Genomic DNA, 22,145 nt, shown 5'->3' on the forward strand with positions numbered 1-22,145 from the left:
GTTCCCCTCGATAACCGATGTGGCCTGGTAGTGGGCGGATGTATGCTCTACTCCCGGTACGGAACGGACAGGAGCCTCCCCCGGCTCCGTCAGATCCCGGTGAGTACCGAAACCCTCAATTCCCCCGACATCCTCGGAGTGCACTATGACCGCGCCGTCCGGTGAGGCCGTCTCCAGCAAGAACTGGCTCGTCACCGTCCTCCTCAGCTTCTTCCTCGGTGCCCTCGGCGTCCACCGCTTCTACACCGGCAAGATCGGCACCGGCATCCTGATGCTCATCACCTTCGGCGGTCTCGGCATCTGGGTGCTGATCGACTTCATCATGATCCTCGTCGGCGCGTACAAGGACTCCGACGGCCTGCCCGTCAAGAACGCCTGAAGCCCTGCCCGTTCCGGCCTGGCGATCTTCCGCCGGGCCGGAACGGAGGCCGCCGTGCAGTACCGTTGACCCGCGTCCCACGCATCAGCGACCCGTCTCGACCTGGGGAAGTATCCGTGTCCTGGCCGCCGGTCTCCGTCGTCATGCCCGTCCTCAACGAAGAGCGCCACCTCGCCGCCGCGGTGGACCACGTCCTGTCCCAGGACTACCCCGGTGAGCTGGAGGTCGTGCTCGCCGTGGGGCCCTCCACCGACCGCACCCGCGAGGTCGCCGACGGGATCGCCGCCGAGGACCCCCGGGTCAAGGTCGTGGACAACCCCACCGGCAGGACCCCGGCCGGCCTCAACGCCGCCATCGCCGCCTCCCGCCACGACATCGTCGCCCGCATCGACGGGCACGCCATGATGCCCTCCGACTACCTGCGCGTGGCCGTCCAGACCCTGGAGGAGACGGGTGCCGACAACGTCGGCGGGATCATGGCCGCCGAGGGCACCACCCCCTGGGAGAAGGCCGTGGCCGCCGCCATGACCTCCAAGGTGGGCGTGGGCAACGCGCGCTTCCACACCGGAGGCGAGGGCGGCCCGGTCGACACCGTCTACCTGGGCGTCTTCCGCCGCTCGGCCCTCGAACGCGTCGACGGCTACGACGAGGCGTTCCTGCGCGCTCAGGACTGGGAGATGAACCACCGCATCCGCACCACCGGCGGGACCGTGTGGTTCCAGCCCCGCATGCGGGTGTCCTACCGGCCGCGCCGCAACGTGCGCCTGCTGGCCAAGCAGTACTTCCACTACGGCCGCTGGCGGCGCGTGGTCGCCCGCCAGCACAAGGGCACGATCAACCTGCGCTACCTGGCCCCGCCGCTCGCGGTGGCCGGGATCGCCGCCGGACTGGTCGGAGGGCTCTTCCTCTGGCCGCTGTTCCTCGTGCCCGCCGCCTACCTGGCCCTGATCACCGCGGCGTCGGCCCCGCTGTCCCGGGGCCTGCCCGCCGCGTCCTGGCCGATGGTCCCCCTCGCCCTGGCGACCATGCACATGTCCTGGGGGGTCGGCTTCATCACCAGCCCGCGCGGCCTCGGCGCGGACTCGCGCACCGCCGCCGTCAGAGCCTGAGCGCTCACCCGCCGGACCGCGCGGCCCCCAGCGCCGCCACCGTGCCGGGCACGTCGTCCACCACCACCGCGTCCACGCCCGCCCCGGCCAGCAGCGCGGCCTCCGCCGGGTCCGGACACCACGACACCACCTCCAGGCCGGCGCGGTGCGCCAGGTCCACGGAGTAGGACACCGGACGCCGCCCCGGCCGCGGCGGCTCACCGCCCAGCCCGAACGCGCGCGCGTCGATCGCCACGACCGGGCAGCCCAGGGCGACCGCGCCCGGCACCGCGTGGTCGGCGGGGGTGCGCACATAGGGCATCCACGCCGTCGGGACCCCCGGAGCCCCCTCGGCCACGGCCAGCAGGACACCCGGGTCGAACGAGCAGACCAGCACCCGCCTGCGCCGGGCCTCCCGGCGCAGGTAGGGGAGCAGCAGCGAGACGGTCCGCCGCGCCGGGGCGTCCACGGCGTCCTCCACCACCGACTTGACGTCCACGTCCAGGCCCACCCCCTCCGGCAGCGCCGCCAGGCCCTCGTCCAGGCCGATGATCCCGGCCCGCGCGCATTCCCGGGCGGTCAGGTCCACCACCGCGCGGCCGTCCGCCAGCCAGGCGTCGTGGTACAGCACCAGGGCGTCGTCGGCCGTGCGCCGCACGTCGATCTCCACCCAGTCCGCCCCCGCCTCGGCGGCGGCCGCGTAGGAGCGGACCGAGTTCTCCACAGCGCCGCCGACCACACCGCGCCCCGCACCCCGGTGGCCGATCACCTCGGTCGGGGTGAACACCCCGCTCACCGCGCCTCCCCGGCCCGCGCCCGCCGCAGCAGCGCCTCCGCGACCTCCACGTCGCCCGGGTTGGTGACCTTGATGTTGGCCTCGTCGCCCTCGACGATCCGGACCTCCTCGCCGGGCAGGTACCGCAGCACCACACCGCAGTCGTCGGTGGCGACCAGGTCCGGGTCGGCCGCCGCCAGGGCGTAGGCGCGGCGGACCACGTCCAGCCGGAACCCCTGCGGGGTCTGCATGCGCCGCAGTTCGGAGCGCGGCGGAACATCGGTGATCACCTCGCCGCCGGTGCGGCCGGGCGCCACCCGTACCGTCGTGTCGGTGCTGGGCACGGCCACCCCGACCGCACCCGCCGTCCCCAGGGCGGCCACACACGCCGAGATCGTGGCCGGACGCAGCAGGGGGCGCGCGGCGTCGTGGAGCAGGGCCAGATCGGTTCCGGTCGCACCCTCCATCGCGTCCAGCGCGGCGCGCGAGGTCTCGGTGCGCGTCGCCCCGCCGGGAAGGACCGCGCGGACCTTGGTGAACCCCGCGTCGGCGACGATGTCCTCCACCCGCCCCACGTGCTCGGCGACCATGAGCACGACGATGTCGTCCACGTCGGGACAGTCCTCGAAGGCGGCGACGGAGTGGGCGATGATCGGCCGCCCCGCGAGGGGGAGCAGTTGCTTGGGGGCGGCCGCGCCCATGCGCGATCCCACCCCTCCGGCGAGGACCGCGGCGATCACGCGCGGGATCTGGGGAGCCATGCGCCGACCCTAGCGGACCGGTGACCGGGGCCCGGGTGCGGTCCGCGGCGCCTGTCCCCGGATGGGTGGGTTCGGCCGATCCGTCACGGCGGTAATCTGTGGACGCCTGTTGTGACGCGTCCGTTCCGGCACCCGGCCCACCCGGGACCGGGGGCGCGGCCCGCGACATCCCCCAGGCGCTGGGTCCCGGGGCCTGGTCCGCAGGTCCGGTGCGCGCAGGCGAGTACCTACACGCCCGTCCGGGGTCGAGAGCCGCCCGGACGTGAGAGACAACCCTTGGAGGTGGCGGTGGCGTCACGGACGCTGGCCGTCTGGGAGCACCGGAAGGTCGTCGGCCTCCTGGTCCGGCGCGACCTGAAGGTCAAGTACCAGCAGTCGGTTCTGGGCTACGCCTGGACGATGCTGGAGCCCATGGCCATGACCCTGGTCTACTTCTTCGTCTTCGGGATTGTCCTGGGGGCGGATCGCGGCATGCCCGCGGACGCGAAGGCGACCGGCGGCTTCCTGCTGTTCCTGGTCGCGGGCATCCTGCCGTGGACCACCTTCAGCCAGATCCTCGGCGAGGCCCCCCGGACGATGATCACGCACTCCAAGCTGATCACCACCATGAAGGTGCCCCGCGAGATCTTCCCCCTGGCGTCCGTGGGCACCAAGTTCGTCGAGTACCTGCTGACCTGGCCGATCCTGGTGGTCTTCGTCATCGCCCTGGGCGGGCGCCCCTCGGTGGAGGGGCTGCTGATCTGGCTGCCGCTGGCCGTCGTGCTCACGTTCGCCTTCGGGCTGGGCACCACCCTGCTGCTGTCCTCGGTCAACGTGCTGCTGCGCGACGTCGAGCGCCTGACGCGCATCCTCACGCGCCTGCTGTTCTACGGCTCGGCGATCCTCTTCCCCGCCTCCATGGTCCTGGGCGAGAGCGTCGACGCCCCCTCGTGGGCGCAGACCGTCTTCCAGCTCAACCCCCTCCTGGGCATCTTCCAGATGCACCGCACGGTGTGGTTCGCTGGGTTCGAGGAACTCGTGCCCACCACCCTGGCGTTGACCTCAGCGGTGGTCGGTTCGCTCCTCATGCTCGTCATCGGATACTGGACGTTCCGCCGCCTGGAGATGTCCGTCCTGAAGGAGTTGTGATGGCGCAGACCAGCTACGGCACCGCCGACGGCGGTCCGGTCATCGAGGCCAAGGGCCTCGGTGTCAAGTTCGCCGTGAACCGGCGCCGCAAGCGCAGCCTGCGCGAGATGTTCATCCACGGCAGCAAGCGCGACCCCAACGCCCAGGGCAACGACTTCTGGCCGCTGCGCGACGTCTCCTTCGAGGTCGCCCGCGGCGACTGCGTCGGCATCGTCGGCAAGAACGGCACCGGCAAGTCCACCCTGCTCAAGCTCATCGCCGGGGTGCTCATCCCCGACGAGGGCGAGGTGCACGTGCGCGGCAAGGTCGCCCCGCTCCTGGAGCTGCGCGCCGGGTTCAACGACAACCTCACCGGCCGCGAGAACGTGTACCTGGTCGGCTCGCTGCACGGGATGAGCGAGAAGGAGATCGACGCGCGCTTCGACGAGATCGTCGAATTCGCCGAGATCGAGGCCAAGTTCATCGACTCCCCGGTGCGGCACTACTCCAGCGGTATGAAGGTCCGGCTCGGCTTCGCGCTGATCTCCCAGCTCGAACACCCCGTCATGCTGGTCGACGAGGTGCTGGCCGTCGGCGACAAGGCGTTCAAGCGCAAGTGCTACGAGGCGATCGAGCGCATGCTGGCCAACCAGCGCACGATGGTCCTGGTCTCCCACAACGAGGGGGACCTGCGCAGGTTCTGCAACCGCGGCCTGTACATCCGGGGCGGCGAACTGGCGCTGGACACCGACATCGAGGCCGCGCTGGAGGCCTACAACGCCGACACCAAGGCCGAGATCGCCGCGCGCAAGAAGCGCGCCGAGGAGAAGAAGAAGCGCGAGGAGGCCAAGAAGCGGGCCGAGCAGGAGAAGGGCCAGGGCGACGGCGGTCAGGCAGCCTAGCCCGTCGACGGGGTCTGGTGCCCCGGTCCGCGGACGGCAGGTGTCGAGGTTCGCCCCACGGCGAAACCGAGCGCTCACGTTCGCCCCAGGACGAACCTCGTCCGCGTATGCCCGTACCGGGCGCTATGAGCGTGTCAGTGGTTGATTGGCTGCCCATAGTGAGAAACGGTGTCCCTCAGTACGCAGGAGAGGGCACGTCATGGCCGAGGGCACGGTGGCGCGGTCGACCGCGCGGATGTTGGAACGCAGAGGCGTCACCCGGGCCGGGGTGAGCCGTGTGGGCGTGCTGGTGGCCGTCGCCGCGGCCGTCTGGTTCTCTCGGGGCGACACCGTCGGCGCCCTCGTCGGCGCCCTCTTCCTGGCGGCCGTCCTGTTCTGTGACGCCGTCCGATCGCGTATGCGCGCCGACCGGCGGGACGCGCTCACCATGTGGCTCGCCGCGATGCTCGCCCAACTGCGCGAGTACGTCGTCTACGCTGGGCTCGCCCTCGGCGCGGTCGCGGCCGGGATCGAGGGCGCCTGGGCCTGGGCGGCGGGTGCGCTCATCGCCCTCGCCCTGCGCGACTCGTTCCTGGTGTCCCGGTCGGCCCCGCCCGCCCCCGCGCCGGCCCCCGGGTTCAACGAGGCCGCCACGGGCCCGCACAAGCCCTCCGGCGGCCTGCTGAAGGACCTCCTGCCCGCGCCGCCCCAGGGGCCCAAGGAGAGCGACCCCGCGCTCACCGGGCGGCTCTTCGGCACCGCTGGTGCCCCCCGGAGCGGCCCCGCATCCGAACCCCCCGTCCAGAAGCCGCGTCCGGCCGTACCCGGGGCCGCGCCCCCGGCCGTCCTGCGCCGCCTGCTGGCCTTCACCCAGTCCACCCGCTTCCTGGTGATCGCGGTGACCGCCACGTTCTGGGACGCGCGCGCCGCACTGCTCACCCTGACCGTCGGATGCGCCCTCGCGGTGACCTGCGAGCTCATCGACCCGACCACCGGGGACGCCGGGTGAACACGCCCCGAGAGCGCCTGCGGGCCAGCGTCCCCGACCTGCGCGTCCTGCGTGACGACGGCCACCTCTGCACCCTGCTCGGACGGGCGGCCCCCGGCGCCGTGGCGCCCCTGCTCCCCGCGCTCACCGGCCTGCTCGTGGTGGGCACACTCCTGGCCGCGGTCAGAGGGGAGCTGGCAGGCATTACCCTGTTCGCACCGGTCGCCGCGCTGCTGCTGTCCGGTCCCTCCTCGGGACACCCCCACGACGGGCGCTTCGACCGGCTCGTGCCGCTGGTCCTGCGCGCCACGGAGTACGGGTATCTGGCGGTCCTGGGGCTGGCGTCCGGTGTGCCGGGTCCGCTGGTGTTCGTACTCTTGGTGGTGGTCGCCTGCCACCACCGCGACGGCGTCTGCCGTCCCGCGGTCGGTGTCGCGCGGCCCGCATGGGTGCGCCGGGCGGCGCTGGGCTGGGACGGCCGCATGCTCGTCCTCGCCGTCGGCGGAGCGTTCGGTGCGCTCACTCCCGCCTACGGTGTGCTCGCCGCGTACCTGGCGGTGCTCCTGGTGCGCGAAGCCGTGCGCTCCTGGAGCGCCACGCCCGTGACCGAGGTGCGCACGACCGTCGCCCCGCCCTGCCCCGGGGGCGGCGACGGCCCGGAGGAGCCCGTGACACCCCCGCACGGGCACACAGACGGCGGCCGACCGGCCGCCGGAACGAACGGGGAGGCGTGAGGCGCCTCCCCGATGAAGGAGGAACACGCCCTCATGCTCGGAATGGTTCTCGCCGCAGGAGCCGGACGGCGTCTGCGCCCCTACACCGACACCCTGCCCAAGGCCCTGGTACCGGTGGACGGTGAGACGACCATCATGGACATCTCCCTGGGCAACCTCGCCGCCGCCGGGCTGACCGACGTCGTCGTCGTGGTCGGCTACCAGGCCCGCGCCGTCGAGGAGCGCAAGGAGGCCCTGGAGGAGCGCCACGGCGTCAGGCTCACCCTCAGCTACAACGACAAGGCCGAGGAGTGGAACAACGCCTACTCCCTGTGGACCGCACGCGAGTTCTTCTCCGAGGGGGTCCTCCTCGTCAACGGCGACACGGTGCACCCCGTGAGTGTCGAGAACACGCTACTGGGAGCCAGGGGTCCGGAACTCCTCCTCGCGGTGGACGACGTGAAAACTCTCGCCGAAGAGGAGATGAAGGTGACCCTCGACGAGGGGGGACACGTGCGCACCATCACCAAGCTCATGGACCCGGCCACCGCCGCGGGGGAGTACATCGGCGCCACCCTCATCGAGGGCTCGCTCGACGCCCGGCTCGCCGACGCCCTCAAGGCCACCTGGGAGCGCGACCCGCAGCTCTACTACGAGGACGGCTACCAGGAACTCGTCCGCCGCGGGGAGAAGGTCGCCGTCGCCCCGATCGGGCGGGTCGACTGGGTCGAGGTCGACGACCACGACGACCTCGCCAAGGCCAGGGAGATCGCATGCCGCTACTAGCGAGAATGCTCGCCTCCCCCCTGGCCATCGACGTGCGCCGCGGTGCCGTCGCCTCCCTCGGGGACGTGCTCGCCGACCGGCGCATCGCCACCGAGGGGCGGATCGCCGTCGCGGTCGGCCCTGGGCAGGGCGCCAGTATCGTCGCCGACCTGGACCTGCCGCACAGCGAGGTCTTCCAGGTCGACGACGGCACCGTGGACGCCGCCACCGAGCTGGGCACGAAGCTGCGCGCGGGCGCCTACGAGGCGGTCGCCGGGATCGGCGGCGGCAAGACCATCGACGTCACCAAGTACGCCGCCACCATGGCGGGCATCCCCATGGTGGCCGTGGCCACGAACCTGGCCCACGACGGCATCGCCTCCCCGGTCAGCTCCCTGGAGCACGAGGGCGGCAAGCCCTCCATCGGGGTGACGATGCCCATCGCCGTGGTGATCGACCTCGACTACGTCCGGGCCGCCCCCGAGCGCCTGGTGCGCTCCGGCGTCGGCGACGTGGTCAGCAACATCTCCGCCATCGAGGACTGGCACCTGGCGGGCCGCCTCAAGGGGGAGCCGGTCGACGGCATGGCCGTCACGTTCGCCCGGGTCGCGGCCGAGGCGGTCCTGCACCGGCCCGACTCCATCGAGTCCGACGCCTTCCTCGGCGTGCTCGCCGAGGGGCTGGTGCTCTCCGGCATGGCGATGTCGGTGGCCGGGTCCAGCCGTCCGGCGAGCGGGGCCTGCCACGAGATCCTGCACGCCGTCACCCAGCTCTACCCGGGGGTCGGCAACCACGGCGAGCTCGCCGGGTTGGGCGCGCTGTACGCGTCCTTCCTGCGCACGCGCCACGCGGGGTGGCCGGAACCGCGGCTGGAGGAGATCCGCGCCTGCCTGGTGCGCCACGGACTGCCGACCCTGCCCTCCGACGCGGGGCTCGGTGACGGGGAGTTCGCCCGGGCCGTCGCCCACGCACCGGGCACCCGGCCCGGCCGGTTCACCATCCTGGAACACCTGGACCTCACCGAGGACGAGATCGCGCGGAGTGTCGCTGACTATGTCGAAACCATCGGTCGCTGACGTCCGGTCCGGTGGCCAACCCCCCGGAATCAAGGAGCGCGTCAACGAGGAGCACTGGGCCGGCCGGTACTACATGCGGGACCTCTCGCCGTACCTGAGCACGTTCTTCGTCCGCCTCGGCGTCCCCCCCAACCCGATCACCTACCTGATGATGGCCTGCGGCGTGCTGGCCGGAGCGGTCGTGGCCTTCGGCGGGCTGTGGTCGGCCGTCCTCGCCGCGCTGCTGGTCCAGCTCTACCTGCTGCTGGACTGCTCCGACGGCGAGGTGGCCCGCTACACGGGCCGCACCAGCGTGGCCGGGATCTACCTCGACCGGATCGGCCACTACGTCTCCGAGGTGGCCCTGCTCGTCGGCCTGGGCGTGCGCGCCCAGGGCGAGTGGTCGGCGGGCGGCTGGGTCGTCCTGGGGATGGCCGCCGCGCTCGGCGTCGTCCTCATCAAGGCCGAGACCGACAACGTGGTGGTGGCCCGGGCCAAGGCCGGGCTGCCCGCCGAGGTCACGGCCGAGGCGATGCGCCCGCGTTCGTCGGGCCTGAGCCTGGCCCGGCGCCTGGCCTCCGCGCTCAAGGTGCACCGCCTCATCCAGGCGGTCGAACTGTCGCTGCTCGTCGTGGTGGCGGCCGTGGCGGACGCCTTCCTCGGTGACCTGGCGGCCACCCGGGTCCTGGTGGCCGCGTGCGCCGCCGTGGGCGTGGTGATGAGCGCCGCGCACTTCGTGAGCGTGGTCGCCTCCCGCAGGCTCGAATAGCGCGAAAGTGACAATCACGTCACCTATGGAGCCGTGTGCCCTACCCGGCACACGGCTCCGTACACATTCGGCTTATCTTCTCATTAGTCTGTTCGTGTGAGCGTTGGCTAGAGTCAACCTCTCCGTCGTCTGTCGTCCACTGAACGGTCGCGAGCCTTGGCCACATCCCTGATTCCGTCCTCACCGGTCTCCGGCGCGCCCGCGGCGAGCGAAACCCGAGCGCCCCGAGCCGAACGGAGCCGCCGCGAGGTGTCCGGTCCCACCCAGCCCACGCTGTCCTGTGTCCTGCTGACCATGGGCAACCGCCCCGCCGAACTGCGCAGGGCGATCAGCAGCGTGTTCGAGCAGGAGGGGACGGACGTCGAGGTGGTCGTGGTCGGCAACGGCTCCGACCTGCCCACGCTGCCCGAGGGCGTGGCCACGGTGCGCCTGGCGGAGAACGTGGGCATCCCCGAGGGGCGCAACCACGGCGTCCGGGCCACCAGGGGCGACATCGTGCTGTTCCTCGACGACGACGGCTGGTACCGCTCCAACGACCTCGCCGCCCACGTGCGGGACCGCTTCGCCGCCGACCCGTCCCTGGGCGCCCTGTCGTTCCGGATCGCCGACCCCGACGGCGGCCCCGACCAGCGCCGCCACGTGCCCCGGCTGCGGGTGGGCGACCCCCGGGTGTCGAGCCGGGTCACCACCTTCCTGGGCGGTGCGTGCGCCATCCGCCGCAGCGCCTTCGACGAGGGCGGCGGCCTGCCCGGCGAGTTCTTCTACGCCCACGAGGAGACCGACCTCGCCTGGCGGATCATGGACGCCGGGTACACGATCGAGTACGACGCCCAGGCGGTGATGTACCACCCGGCGGTCCCGCCCACCCGGCACGAGAACTTCTACCGGCTCAACGCCCGCAACCGGGTCTGGCTGGCCCGCCGCAACCTGCCGTGGCCGCTGGCCCTGGCCTACCTGGGTACCTGGGTGGGGCTCACCGTCCTGCGCGAGCGCGACCGCTCCGCACTGCGCTCCTGGTTCGCGGGCTTCCGCGAGGGCTGGCGCGAGGACGCCGGCCGGCGCAGCCCCATCCGCTGGTCCACCGCCTGGCGGATGACCCTCGCCGGCCGCCCCCCGATCATCTGAGATCCCCACCTTCTCTTCCGGACAGCAGGTAGATTCCTGCTGAGGACCAGCGGCTCCCACGGCTGAAAGCAGGGCGGTAGCGATGTCGGAACAACCTGTGGTCGAGGCCATCGAGGCGCCTTTCATCCCACGGCCGGACGCGAACCCGGCCGCTCTGCGTGCGGCGTTGACGCAACTCGCCCCCTCGCGGCTGAAGGAGTTCGACCGCAGACTCGTCGAGGCCAGCACCAAGGCTCAGACCAATCAGAGCCTCGGTCCCCTGTGGCTGTTCTGCCGTTCGTGGGCCCAGTTCATCGAGGTCGAGAGACACCCCGATATCGCGCGTCGACAAGCGGAGTTGTTGGCCATGGTGAACGAGGGGCACCCAAATACCCGGGAAGCGGCCTCCGAGATCTCACGCATCCTGGCCTGGGCGGATGCGAGGCTCGGCAGGTGAACGAATGGACCTGGTGCTTCGAACCGGAGCACCTCTCCGAAGGGCTGCCACCCTGGGCTCTAGCGGCGATCGAACGCTTCGCGACCGAGTTGGCCTTCCTGGGCCCCGAAGCCGACCACGTGGGTGAACCGACTGATCGTTCGGGTGGGTTGCGAGAGTTCTCACTGGGTGATGAAGCAGGCTTCTTCAAGTTCATCCTCGCTCACCATATGAGAGAGGTCGTCATCGTTCACGTCACCCTCTGGCCGCATTGATCTTCTGCTGTTGAGCACCTGAGGCGGGGGACCCCGGTGCCCGGCCCCTCGGACCAGGTACGGTGCGCCGCGCGCGTGGGCGGTTCGCGGGCATTCCCGCGAGAGCTTGATGACCGGACGCCCGGCTACTTCGGCAGGGCGATTCCGAAGGCGTCCTCCCCGGACCCCTCTTCGAGTTCGAGGTCGGCCTGGGCATAGGCCGTCGCGGAGATCAGCGCGCCCCGTTCCACCTCCAGGAGGGTCACCGTCCCGTGGCTGTTGCCCGGGGCCCCGATGAGGGGCTCTTCGACCCCGTCGCCGTCCATGTCCAGAACTCCGACGGTCCAACCGAAGTGGTCGGCCTCATAGACGGTTCCCGGGACACCTGCCACGGATTGGTCGATCCAGAGTGAGTCGGTCGCCGCGATCCCGCCCTGGATGTTGCCGAAGAGGATCGTGGCGGCTCCTGCTCCGGGGTGACCCGAGAGGGCTTCACTGCGCACACCGACCACCAGGTCGTCGATCCCGTCGCCGTCGACGTCGCCCACGGCCAGGTCCGCGGCGAAGTAGTCCTCCGGCTCGGGGCCTCCGCCGATCCCGGGAGTGTCCTGGTCGAAGAGTTCGACGTTGTCGTGGGAGAGGCCGTCGGAGCCCGCGTAGAAGACCGCCAGCCTTCCTGCGGCACCGTCCTCACCGACCTTCTGGTCGGAGACGCCGACCGCGACGTCGAGGTAGGGGTCGGCGTTGAAGTTGCCGATGGCCAGGGCGCTTCCGGAGAACTCGCCGATGCCGTCGACGTGGGCGGAGTCGATGTAGTCCCCGCTGGACGGAGCGTCGGTGAAGGGACCGAACATCACATGGAGTGAGCCCCGGTCCGAACTGCTGGGGATCTGTTCGCCGATGGTCGCCGACACCAGGTCGTCGTTGCCGTCGCCGTTGATGTCGCCGATGGCGAGCTGTTCGGCGAAACGGTCCTGGGATTCCGGGCCACCGGGGACGTTGTCCGTTGACTGGTCGAGCCAGATGGTGGATGCCATGTCGAGTCCGGAACCAGAGCCGAAGACCACACGTGCCGTGCCCGCGTTCGGTTTGCCGTTGGCCGAGTCGAGAGGCTGGCCGATGGCGAGGTCGTCGTAGCCGTCGCCGTTCAGGTCACCGGTGGCCAGGGAGTATCCGAAGATCTCGTCCTTGACCACGTCACCGGGGATTCCGGAACTGTCCTCGTGGATGGACTGGCTGCGGCTGTTGATCAGACCTGAGCTGCTGCCGTACTGGATGGTGACGTACCCGGCCCCCTCGGTGCTTCCGATGGCTTCGAAGGGGGCGTTCACCGCCAGGTCCGCGTACCCGTCGGCGTCGAAATCGCCGCTGGTCAGCACCTGTCCGAAGCTGTCACCCGCTTCGGGGGCTCCGGAGACGTCGGCCGAGTCCTGGTTGAGGAGGTAGCTGCTGCCGATCAGACCGGAGATGCTGCCGGTGGCGACGGCCACCGACCCGGCGTTGGCGTGGCCGTTGAGGGTGTCTCCCGGCAGACCGACGGCCAGGTCGGGGAAGCCGTCACCGTTGAAGTCGTAGGAGTCGGCGCGAGGGTCGCTGACGCTGGAGACGAGAGCGTAGGTGCCCGTCCCGCCGACCACCAGCACTGCTGCTGCGGCGGCGAGCCACTTCCGGGATGTGGGCAGGTGAAAGCCCTCGCGCTTCATCGGTCCCCTTCAGCCGAAACGAATGGACGGCGGAACCTTAACCCTCTTGAGTCTCGCTGTTATCACGAAGTTTGCTCGGAATTTTTCTAATTCGTTACTTTTCGCCTGTTATTAAATATTAACTCATTTCAAGTTCATTTTGTTCTATGGTGTCCGGGTTCTGTCGGGTCGGCCTCACCCCCGCTTCACGGGGCCGGTCCGTTGCTGTTGGCCTGCGGATAAAGGAGCCTCGTGCACGCGTCGCACCGTGGCGGAATCTTGGACAAGCGGACCTGGACGTCGTGGACGGCCGGTGCCGTGGCTCTCTCCTTGATGCTCAGCTCGCTGCCCCAGCCTGCCCTGGCCCAGGAACCGGCTGCTCCGGTCCTGCCGGTGGAGACACCTGAAGGACCCGAACAACTGAGCGGGACCGCGGCCGACCGCGAACACGAGGTCCCCGCTGAGCAGAGCGATGCCACCGGGGCCAACAGCATCGATGTCGCAGACCTTCCAGCGGACGGTGCCCTCCCCCTGGACGACGGCGCTGCCCCCTTCACTCCGGTCGAACCCGATTTCGATCCCCAGGAACTCGCACCGCAGGACGACACCGCAGAACAGGCCCAGAGCAGCGGATTCGACCCCGAGGCCAGTGTCGAGCTGACCGACCAGCGCACCCGCTGGACCAAGGAGTTCGAGAACCCCGACGGCACCACGACCACACAGGTCTACACCGACCCGGTCCACTTCCAGGACGGCGACGGCACCTGGCGCGAGATCGACACGACCCTGGTCCCCGACACCGAAGCCGCGGCCGCACGCTCCCTGGACGGCGACGGCGCGGACCGCGTGGCCATGGCCGCTGAGGAGGACCGCCTCACCCTCTCCACCGACGCCGAGGCCACCGAACTGGCCTCCCTCGACGTCGGTGAGGACGGTGAGCACCGTGTGGCCTTCGGCCTCGACGGCGCCTCCGAAGCGGCGGGCAGCGTGCGAGGTGACACGGTCCACTACGAGAACGTGCGCCCCGGCGCCGACCTGGAACTGCAGGCCGCCCCCGGGATGGTCAAGGAGACCATCGTCCTGAACTCCCCTGACGCGCCCCGGGAGTGGACCTTCCCCCTCCAGCTCGACGGCCTGGCCCCGGAGCTGGACGACCAGGGCGCCGTCCTGCTCACGGACACCGACGGCCGACCCCAGGCGGTCATCCCCACCGGCTGGATGGAGGACTCCTCCCACGACCCGGACACGGGCGGCCCCGCCCTCTCCGGCGACGTCCACTACGGCCTGGACCAGAGCGGCGGCCAGTGGTCCCTCACCGTCACCCTCGACGACGCCTGGCTCGACGATTCCGAGCGCGTCTACCCCGTCCGGGTCGACCCGAGCGTGGCCGACATCGACACCGACGGTGACGCCTACGTCCAGGACGACTGGCCCACCACCAACTACAGCGGCGACGACGAACTCAAGGTCGGCAGCTACAACGGCGGCGCCAGCCGGGCCATGAGCTACCTGCGCTTCAACGACGTCGTCAGCGAACTGGACAACCGCTACATCCTCAACGCCGACCTGGTGCTGTTCAACCACTGGTCGTCCTACTGCACCCCGCGCGAGGTGCGCGTCCACCAGGTCACCGAATCCTGGTCGGCGACCACCGTCACCTGGAACAACCGCCCCTCGGTCGACTCCGCCCTGGCCACGGACTCCTTCGCCCACGGAGAGACCTGCGGCGGCTCGGCGTGGGAGGTCCTCGACCTGGGCAAGAACGGCGTCGACCTGGTCCAGGGCTGGGTCGACGGCTCCGAGGCCAACCACGGCCTGTCCATCCGGGCCGACTTCGACTCCAGCCACACCTGGAAGCGCTTCGGCAGCCGCCAGTCCGCCAACCCGCCCTACCTGGCCATCACCCACAGCTCCTGGGGCGCCTCCTACGACGTCGACTCCCTGACCGAACCGGTGACCGGCGGCCAGGGCGGCGAGGTGACCGTCACCGTCACCAACCTCGGCGACATGGACTGGGAGCCCCAGGGCTGGAACGAGTTCCGGCTGGGCACCCGCGTCCGCGACACCGACACCGGCGAACTGCTGGACGCCGTCGCCTTCACCCGTCTGGACGAGCGCCTCACCCCCGGCGACTCGGCCACCCTCAACGCTCGCATCCCCTCACTGCCCCCGGGCGATTACCTGCTCAACTTCGACATGCAGCGGCTGCGGGACCAGGCCTGGTTCTCCGACCAGAGCGTGCCGGTCTCCACCGTCAGCGTCGCCTCCCAGGACGTGGGGCCGCGCATCACCGACGTCTACCCCCGCCCCGGCGGGCAGGTCGGCAGCCTCACCCCCACCCTCTTCGCCGCCGGCGAGACCATCGACCACTGGCCCACCGACGCCGTGGTGGAGTACTGGTTCGAGGTCTGTGCTGACACCGGCGAAGAGCCCACCGACTGCGTCGACTCCAGCTGGCAGGACACCCGCACCTGGAGCGTGCCCGAGGACACCCTGGCCTGGGGCGAGCAGTTCCAGTGGCGCGTGCAGACCCGTGAAGGGGACCAGACCAGCCCCACCAGCCCGTACTACCCCGTGGTCACCGCCGTCGAACAGCCCGCCATCACCCACCACCTGGGCGGGGTCGGCCTCAGCGGCGCGGGCCGCGACGTCGACCCCCTGGTGGGCAACTACACCACCGCCGACACCGACGCCCACGTCTCCGCCGCCGGACCGGCCCTGTCGGTGCGCCGCACCTACAACAGTCGCGACCCGCGCACCGACACCATCTTCGGTTCCGGCTGGAGCACCCGCTTCGACATGCGGGTCGAACCCGACGGCGACGGCACCGGCAACGTCGTGGTCACCTACCCCAACGGCCAGCAGGTCCGCTTCGGACACAACCCCGACGGCACCTACGCACCGCCCTTCGGCAGTTTCGCCACCCTGACCTCCACCGCCCAGGGCGGATGGCGCCTCAGCGACAAGAACCAGACCGCCTACCTCTTCGACTCCGACGGCCGTATCACCGAGGTCACCGACTTCCGCGGCCGCACCCAGACCTTCGACTACGCCGCTGACGGCACGCTGGACAGCGCCACCAGCCCCGGCGGACGCAGCCTGCACTTCACCTGGACCGGCGGCCGGGTCAGCACCGTCACCACCGACGCCCCCGAATCAGGGGAGCAGCCGCTGGAGTGGACCTACACCTACGACGGCGACCGCCTCACCGAGGTGTGCGGCACCGAGGACGCCGAGGGCGCCTGCACCGCCTACAGCTACACCGACGGCTCCCACTACCGCACCGTCGTCCGCGACGCAGGCCCCGTGGCCTACTGGCGCCTGGGCGAGGACGAAGGCGCAGGAGAGGCCGACAGCGACCTGCTGCTGGACGGCGACCGCCACACCGGCACCTACCGGGACGTCCAGCTCGGCACCACCGGCGCCCTCCAGGGCACCCCCGAGAGCGCGGCGACCTTCAACGGCACCTCCTCCCGCGTGCAGTTGCCGGACTGGCTGGTCACCGACACCCCCTACCTGACGATCGAACTGTGGTTCCGCACCACCGAGGACGGGGTGCTCTTCAGCTACCAGAACCACACCCTGGAGGAGGCGGCCTCCAGCTCCTACACCCCCGCGCTCTACGTGGGCACGGACGGCAAGCTCCGCGGCGAGTTCTGGAACGGCGCCTCCTCCCCCCTCACCTCCAGCGACGCGGTCAACGACGGGCAGTGGCACCACGCCGCGCTGACCGCCTCCGGCGACACCCAGTCCCTCTACCTGGACGGTGTCGCCGTCGGCACCATGAGCGGCCAGATCACCCAGAACGACCAGCGCTACGTCTACGTCGGCGCGGGCTACTGGAGGGACTGGCCCGCCACCACCGGCGAGGTGTCCCACTTCTCCGGTGACATCGACGAGGTCGCCGTCTACGGTCGCCCCCTGGGCGCCCGCACCGTCGCCGAGCACCACGCCGCGGCCACCCTCTCCCAGAAGCTCACCGAGACCACCCTTCCCAGCGGCCGCACCCACGTGCAGTTGACCCATGACGCCGTGCACGACCGCGTCAGCACCTACACCGACTCCCACGGCGCCACCTACCAGGTCTCCGACCACACCCTCACCGGTACCGCCGCGGCCCCCGAAAGCGACGACGAGGAAGCGGTCCCCGAAGACCTCACGGTCACCGTGACCGTCACCGACCCCGACGACCGCGACTCCAGCTACACCTACGACCCCCTCAACGGCCACCGCCTGCTCTCCCAGACGGACACCTCGGGCAACACCGGCCACTTCTCCTACGACACTGGCGGCTTCCTCGCCGCCACCACCGCCCCCGACGGCACCGTCACCCGTACCGGGCGCGACGAGCGCGGCAACAAGGTCTCCCAGACCACCTGCCGCGACGCAGGCGACGAGGACTCCTGCTCCACCGGCTACTACGACTACTTCCTCGACACCGAGAACCCGCTGGACCCGCGCAACGACCAACTCACCGCCCAGCGCGACCCGCGCTCCAGCGGCCCCGACGACGACACCTACCTGACCACCTACGGCTACAACGCCTTCGGCGACCGGGTCTCCACCACGTCCCCCGCCACCAGCGCCTTCCCCGACGGCCGGGAGACCACCCAGACCTTCACCGACGGCACCGAAGCGGCCGTCGGCGGCGGCACGGTCCCCGCCGGGCTCATGGCCACCTCCACCGACGCCAAGGGCGGCGTGACCTCCTACGCCTACACCGCCGCCGGAGACCTGGCCCAGGTGGACGCACCCAGCGGCCTGACCACCACCCACACCTACGACGCCCTGGGGCGGCAGACCGCCAGCACCGTGGTCACCGACACCTTCCCCGGCGGCGCCACCACCACCCGCACCTACGACGGCGCCTCCCGCCTGGTGACCGAGACCGGACCGGAGGTGGCCAACGCCGTCACCGGCCAGACCCACCAGGGATCGGTCGCCTACACCTACGACGCCGACGGCCGCGTCCTCACCGAGACCGCCACCGACCTCGACGGCGCCGACGCCCCCCGTACCACCACCCGCACCTACGACGACCACGGCCGACTGGCCTCGGTCACCGACGCCGAGGACCGCACCGAGACCTACACCTACGACGCCTACGGCAACCAGGTCACCCGCACCACCGCCGACGGGCAGACGTTCCGCTACTCCTACACCCCCGGCGGGGACCTGGCCGAGACCGTCCTGACCGACTACACCGGCCACCCCGACGACCCGCAGGCGCCCGCCGACCTCGTCTTGGACTCCTACGCCTACGACAGCGTGGGCCGCCTGGCCGAGCACACCGACGCGATGGGCCGCACCACCGCCTACACCTACTACGACGACGGCCTCACCGCACAGGAGACCCGCGTCGGCTTCCGCGAGAGCGACGGCTCCACTCGCGACATCGTGCTGGCCTCCTACGACTACGACGAGGCGGGCCACCTCGTCAGCCAGAGCACCGGCAACGGCACCCTCACCACCACCCAGCAGGTCAACGCCGCCGGGCTGGTCACCTCCACCGTCGCCGACCCCGGCGGCCTGGCCCGCACCACCGCCTACACCTACGACGCCACCGGTGCGGTCCTCACCGAGACCCGCACCGGCGCGGGCGGGAGCCGCACCGAGAAGGTCACCTACCAGCGCGACGCCACCGGTACCTGGACCAGCCGCACCGTCGAGAACGGCGACGACGACCTGACCACCACCCGCACCGTGGACCAGCGCGGCCTGGTGCTGTCCGAGACCACCCCGGCCGGGCACACCACCGACTACACCTACGACCTGCTGGGCAACCTCACCACCACCCGCAGCCCCGCCGTCACGGTTCAGGAGTGGGACACCGCCGACGTCACCGCCCGGCCCACCACGACCCTGGGCTACAACACCTTCGGCGACCTCACCCACGAGGAGGACGAGCGCGGCAACACCACCCACACCGTCTACGACCTGCTGGGCCGCCCGGTCACCACGACCCTGGCCGACTACACCCCCCACGGTTCGAGCACCGCGCTGACCCCGGCCCTGACCACCACCTACGACGACGCCGGGCGCGTCGCCTCCGAGACCGGCGCCCGCGGCAACACCACCACCTACACCTACGACCAGCTCGGCAACACCGTCCGGATCACCCAGCCGCCCGCCGAGACGGGCGGTACCGCGCCGGTCACCACCCTCACCCACGACCTGCTGGGCGAACAGCTCTCGGCCACCGGCCCGACCGGCGCCCGCACCGAGGCCACCTACGACGACCTGGGCCGCCAGGTCACCCAGACCCTGATCGAACGCCACCCCACCCCGGCCGCGCACACCACCACCTACGCCTACGACGACGCCGGGAACCTCACCTCCACCACCACGCCCTCCGGCGTCACCGCCTCCACCACCCACAACCCCCTCGGCCAGCCCGTGGCCACCACGGACGCCGCCGGACAGACCACCACCTACGGCTACGGCCCCACCGGTCTGACCACCTCCGTCACCGACCCGGCCGGAGCCACCGCGCGCACCGTCCACGACCTGGCCGGTCGGCCCACGACCACCACCGTCGAGGACGATTCCGGCACCGTCCTGGCCACCACCAGCACCGACTACGACGACGACTCGCGCCCCGTGGCCACCACCAACGCCCTGGGCCACACCACCACCACCGACTACGACCCGATCGGGCGGATCACCACCCTCACCGAGCCCGTCGATGAGACCACCTCGATCACCACCACGTTCGGCTACGACGCGGCGGGCAACCGCACCCGTCTCACCGACGGGCGCGGCAACACCACCTGGTACACCTTCACCCCCCACGACCTGCTCGAATCGGTGATCGAACCGGCCACCACCGCACACCCCGCGCTGGCCGACCGCACCTGGACCACCGTCTACGACGCGGCGGGCAACCCGGTGGCCGAACACCGGCCCGGCGGCGTGGTCCAGAGCACTACCTACGACGCTCTGGGCCGCATCACCGAGGTCTCCGGCACCGGCGCCGAGGCCACCACGCGGACCGACACCTTCGGCTACGACCTGGCGGGACGCCCCACCACCGTGGGCGGCAACACCTACACCTACAACGACCGCGGCCAACTGCTCACCTCCGCGGGCGAATCGGGGACCGCCTCCTTCGCCTACGACGCCGACGGCCGCCTCACCCAGCGCACCGACGCTGCGGGCACCACCACGTTCGGTTATGACGGTGCGGGGCGCCTGTCCACCGCCGCCGATCCGCTGACCGGCACCACCCACAGCTACACCTACGACACCGGCACCGGACGGCTGGAGGCCATCGCCTACGGCAGCGCGGGCGTGGACCGCTCCTTCGACTACGACGCCCAGGGGCGCCTGGTCAGCGACTCGACCCTCGCGCCGGGTCCGGTCCCGGCGGTGTCGGTGTCCTACGCCTACGACGATGCGGGGCGTGTGACCGGTAAGACCACGGCGGGTACGGCCGGGGCGGGCGAGCACGCCTACGCCTACGACCACGCGGGTCGGCTGACCTCCTGGACCGCTCCGGACGAGACGGTGACCGACTACACGTGGGACGCGGCGGGCAACCGCACCTCGGCCGGTGGGGAGAGCGCGGCCTACGATGAGCGCAACCGGCTGGTCAGCGCGGCGGGGACCGACTACTCCTGGACCGCGCGGGGGACGCTGGCCCAGACCGTCGATGAGGAGGACACCACCACGGCGTTCACCCACGACGCCCGTGGGCGGATGGTCAGCGACGGCCAGGTGGCCTACGTCTACGACGCGCTGAACCGGCTGATCGGCCGGGGCGGGCAGAGCCTGGCTTACGCGGGCCAGGACAACGACGCTGTCGCCGTCGGCGGGGAGCTGATCGCGCGTGGTCTGGACGGCCGGCCGCTGGCCACGGCCCCGGCGGGCGGCGGCGGGGTGGTGACCGTCAGTGACATGCACGGTGACGTGATCGCCGGGGTGGACCCGGTGGCCGGGACCGTGACGGGTTCGCGGACCTACACGCCGTTCGGTGAGGTGGCCGACGAGGCGGGGACGACGGGGTCGTTGGGCTTCCAGGGGGAGTACACCGATCCGGAGACCGGTCGGGTGAACATGCACGCCCGCTGGTACGACCCGGCCACTGGTGGGTTCTCTTCTCGGGATAGTTGGACGCTGAACCCGGTGCCCTCGGTGCAGGCCAATCGGTACACCTACGGCAATGCCAGCCCGCTGATGAACACCGACCCCAGCGGACACGCGCCATGTCGACCTAAGACACCCTGTGTTAGCGAAGAATTCGTCGAAGAACTCTATGACCAAGAAAGCAGAAAACGTTTTAGAGTGCAGGTAATTAGATGGGGTAGATGGGGTCTTAGGGCTGCGACATGGGTTGGTCGCTTGAACCTTGCTGGTTTGGTGATAGAAGGCGTATTGGCTCCATCGCCATTGGCTGATGCCACATGTGGTTACCCTGGGCAGAATAAACCCGTATGTCCTTGGAATTTGCCTGAAGCGCCTTACCCGAATCTTGATGAGATCTCGTTTACGGATATCAATATCCCTGGTTCAGGGGGTGGCGGGAATGGTAATCGCAACCCTTGGTATCCCGGTGGTGGTTCTGGAAATAATAACGGGATCGAAGATGATTCCCCGCCTTCTTCGCCGCCGTGGGGTTTGATCCTTAGGGCGATTCTGGCGGTTGAGCACGCCAGGCCGGAGATCGAGGATCTGGTAGATGTCGCTGTTGATAAGTTCGTCACCGACTCCTTCGCGCATGTCCTCGAAACTCTCACGGTTGATGAGAGTTATCGTAAGAAGAGGGAAAACGACATCAAGGTTAATGATCAAATATCATTTGACCTTGCAAACTATGGCGACTATGAATCGGCCCTGGAAGGTTTGGATGGGGCTTCCACGTTCAACCTGAGAGATGAGGACGGCGGGTGTCGTTCGTTCATCGATCTCAGTAAGATCAATTCTCATCAGCAGCGTGGGACTGCGGTCGGAAGGTTCTGCGGGCCGCAAGATCTGAATCCTTCGACTAGTAGGTATGAACCAAAAAATGATCCACCTGGATACGCTTCTGGTCCGGACAACAGAGCTCACCTGATTGCTAGTAACTTCTTCGGTTCGGGGCAGGATGAGAATATTGTCGCCACGTATCGGAAGACGAATACTTCTGGCATGGGGACGGTTGAGCGTCGAACTAAAAAATTGTTGAAGAATAATGTGGAAGTAATCTACGTAGTTACGCCAATTTATGAAGGTTCGAACGTCCGTCCATGGGGTATCCATATGACAGGGATTGCGAGCAATGGGGAATCCTGGGATCATTGCATCCTGAATAATGGGAAGAAGTATGTGAATGGTGGGAGGATGGATGGAAGTGTCTGCAGGGGGTCCAAGCCGAGAAGTATGAGTGGTTTTTGAGGGATTGGAGAGTTCT

16 protein-coding genes are annotated in these 22,145 nt (G+C 69.9%); 13 read left to right on the top strand and 3 right to left on the bottom strand.

Going from position 1 to position 22,145, the window contains the following annotated elements; translation table 11 throughout:
* The first annotated feature begins 145 nt into the window (after positions 1–145).
* Together ACFHWE_RS12605 and ACFHWE_RS12610 are read left to right on the top strand one after the other, a co-directional pair.
* Positions 146–379 carry a TM2 domain-containing protein gene (locus tag ACFHWE_RS12605; RefSeq protein ID WP_416601381.1) on the top strand — a complete coding sequence of 78 codons (234 nt, stop codon included), beginning with the start codon at positions 146–148 and terminating at the stop codon, positions 377–379.
* Positions 380–495: 116 nt separating this feature from the next.
* Positions 496–1,488, top strand: coding sequence for a glycosyltransferase family 2 protein (locus tag ACFHWE_RS12610; protein WP_416601382.1), 993 nt, complete (start codon positions 496–498; stop codon positions 1,486–1,488).
* A gap of 4 nt (positions 1,489–1,492) precedes the next feature.
* Here the strand turns inward: ACFHWE_RS12610 and ACFHWE_RS12615 are convergent, their stop codons facing one another.
* Entirely contained in the window at positions 1,493–2,263 is a 771-nt protein-coding gene (locus ACFHWE_RS12615) for a glycerophosphodiester phosphodiesterase (protein ID WP_416601384.1), read from the bottom strand.
* Entirely contained in the window at positions 2,260–3,003 is a 744-nt protein-coding gene (locus ACFHWE_RS12620) for an IspD/TarI family cytidylyltransferase (protein WP_416601386.1), read from the bottom strand. Before ACFHWE_RS12620 ends, ACFHWE_RS12615 begins: the two co-directional genes overlap by 4 nt.
* A gap of 276 nt (positions 3,004–3,279) precedes the next feature.
* Between ACFHWE_RS12620 and ACFHWE_RS12625 the strand changes: the two genes are divergently transcribed.
* From ACFHWE_RS12625 to ACFHWE_RS12670, 10 genes are all read left to right on the top strand, one after another.
* Entirely contained in the window at positions 3,280–4,131 is an 852-nt protein-coding gene (locus tag ACFHWE_RS12625; protein WP_416601388.1) for an ABC transporter permease, read from the top strand.
* Positions 4,131–5,012: an ABC transporter ATP-binding protein gene (locus tag ACFHWE_RS12630; RefSeq protein ID WP_416601390.1), complete on the top strand. Its 882-nt coding sequence runs from the start codon at positions 4,131–4,133 to the stop codon at positions 5,010–5,012. Before ACFHWE_RS12625 ends, ACFHWE_RS12630 begins: the two co-directional genes overlap by 1 nt.
* A gap of 199 nt (positions 5,013–5,211) precedes the next feature.
* Positions 5,212–6,000, top strand: a complete 789-nt coding sequence (locus tag ACFHWE_RS12635; protein ID WP_416601391.1) for a hypothetical protein — start codon at positions 5,212–5,214, stop codon at positions 5,998–6,000.
* On the top strand, positions 5,997–6,713 hold the full coding sequence (locus ACFHWE_RS12640) for a DUF5941 domain-containing protein (protein ID WP_416601393.1): 717 nt from the start codon (positions 5,997–5,999) through the stop codon (positions 6,711–6,713). Before ACFHWE_RS12635 ends, ACFHWE_RS12640 begins: the two co-directional genes overlap by 4 nt.
* A 33-nt stretch (positions 6,714–6,746) precedes the next feature.
* Entirely contained in the window at positions 6,747–7,478 is a 732-nt protein-coding gene (locus ACFHWE_RS12645) for a sugar phosphate nucleotidyltransferase (protein WP_416601452.1), read from the top strand.
* A 5-nt stretch (positions 7,479–7,483) separates the two neighbouring features.
* Positions 7,484–8,533, top strand: a complete 1,050-nt coding sequence (locus ACFHWE_RS12650) for an iron-containing alcohol dehydrogenase family protein (RefSeq protein WP_416601395.1) — start codon at positions 7,484–7,486, stop codon at positions 8,531–8,533.
* Positions 8,511–9,281: a CDP-alcohol phosphatidyltransferase family protein gene (locus ACFHWE_RS12655; RefSeq protein ID WP_416601397.1), complete on the top strand. Its 771-nt coding sequence runs from the start codon at positions 8,511–8,513 to the stop codon at positions 9,279–9,281. Before ACFHWE_RS12650 ends, ACFHWE_RS12655 begins: the two co-directional genes overlap by 23 nt.
* Before the next feature lie 294 nt (positions 9,282–9,575).
* The gene (locus ACFHWE_RS12660; protein WP_416601454.1) at positions 9,576–10,406 is read left to right on the top strand and encodes a glycosyltransferase family 2 protein; all 831 of its coding nucleotides are present in this window, start codon (positions 9,576–9,578) and stop codon (positions 10,404–10,406) included.
* A gap of 82 nt (positions 10,407–10,488) precedes the next feature.
* Positions 10,489–10,842 carry a DUF6247 family protein gene (locus ACFHWE_RS12665; protein ID WP_416601399.1) on the top strand — a complete coding sequence of 118 codons (354 nt, stop codon included), beginning with the start codon at positions 10,489–10,491 and terminating at the stop codon, positions 10,840–10,842.
* The gene (locus tag ACFHWE_RS12670; RefSeq protein ID WP_416601401.1) at positions 10,839–11,096 is read left to right on the top strand and encodes a hypothetical protein; all 258 of its coding nucleotides are present in this window, start codon (positions 10,839–10,841) and stop codon (positions 11,094–11,096) included. Before ACFHWE_RS12665 ends, ACFHWE_RS12670 begins: the two co-directional genes overlap by 4 nt.
* Before the next feature lie 125 nt (positions 11,097–11,221).
* Here ACFHWE_RS12670 and ACFHWE_RS12675 read toward each other — a convergent pair whose 3' ends face one another.
* Positions 11,222–12,778 carry a hypothetical protein gene (locus ACFHWE_RS12675; protein WP_416601403.1) on the bottom strand — a complete coding sequence of 519 codons (1,557 nt, stop codon included), beginning with the start codon at positions 12,776–12,778 and terminating at the stop codon, positions 11,222–11,224.
* Positions 12,779–13,075: 297 nt separating this feature from the next.
* On the opposite strand from ACFHWE_RS12675, the gene ACFHWE_RS12680 reads away from it, so the two are divergent.
* A complete protein-coding gene (locus tag ACFHWE_RS12680) occupies positions 13,076–22,129 on the top strand; it encodes a DNRLRE domain-containing protein (RefSeq protein WP_416601405.1) in 9,054 nt (3,017 codons plus the stop codon).
* Positions 22,130–22,145: the final 16 nt, after the last annotated feature.

Origin of the sequence: Nocardiopsis sp. LOL_012 (assembly GCF_048060475.1) — a bacterium.
Lineage (GTDB): Bacteria > Actinomycetota > Actinomycetes > Streptosporangiales > Streptosporangiaceae > Nocardiopsis.

Bases quoted from the DNA above. Each gene is read 5' to 3' on its own strand.
- ACFHWE_RS12630 (WP_416601390.1), top strand. From the start codon at position 4,131: ATGGCGCAGACCAGCTACGGCACCGCCGACGGCGGTCCGGTCATCGAG.
- ACFHWE_RS12655 (WP_416601397.1), top strand. From the start codon at position 8,511: ATGTCGAAACCATCGGTCGCTGACGTCCGGTCCGGTGGCCAACCCCCC.
- ACFHWE_RS12660 (WP_416601454.1), top strand. From the start codon at position 9,576: ATGGGCAACCGCCCCGCCGAACTGCGCAGGGCGATCAGCAGCGTGTTC.
- ACFHWE_RS12620 (WP_416601386.1), bottom strand. From the start codon at position 3,003: ATGGCTCCCCAGATCCCGCGCGTGATCGCCGCGGTCCTCGCCGGAGGG.
- ACFHWE_RS12665 (WP_416601399.1), top strand. From the start codon at position 10,489: ATGTCGGAACAACCTGTGGTCGAGGCCATCGAGGCGCCTTTCATCCCA.
- ACFHWE_RS12650 (WP_416601395.1), top strand. From the start codon at position 7,484: ATGCTCGCCTCCCCCCTGGCCATCGACGTGCGCCGCGGTGCCGTCGCC.
- ACFHWE_RS12605 (WP_416601381.1), top strand. From the start codon at position 146: ATGACCGCGCCGTCCGGTGAGGCCGTCTCCAGCAAGAACTGGCTCGTC.
- ACFHWE_RS12675 (WP_416601403.1), bottom strand. From the start codon at position 12,778: ATGAAGCGCGAGGGCTTTCACCTGCCCACATCCCGGAAGTGGCTCGCC.
- ACFHWE_RS12645 (WP_416601452.1), top strand. From the start codon at position 6,747: ATGCTCGGAATGGTTCTCGCCGCAGGAGCCGGACGGCGTCTGCGCCCC.
- ACFHWE_RS12635 (WP_416601391.1), top strand. From the start codon at position 5,212: ATGGCCGAGGGCACGGTGGCGCGGTCGACCGCGCGGATGTTGGAACGC.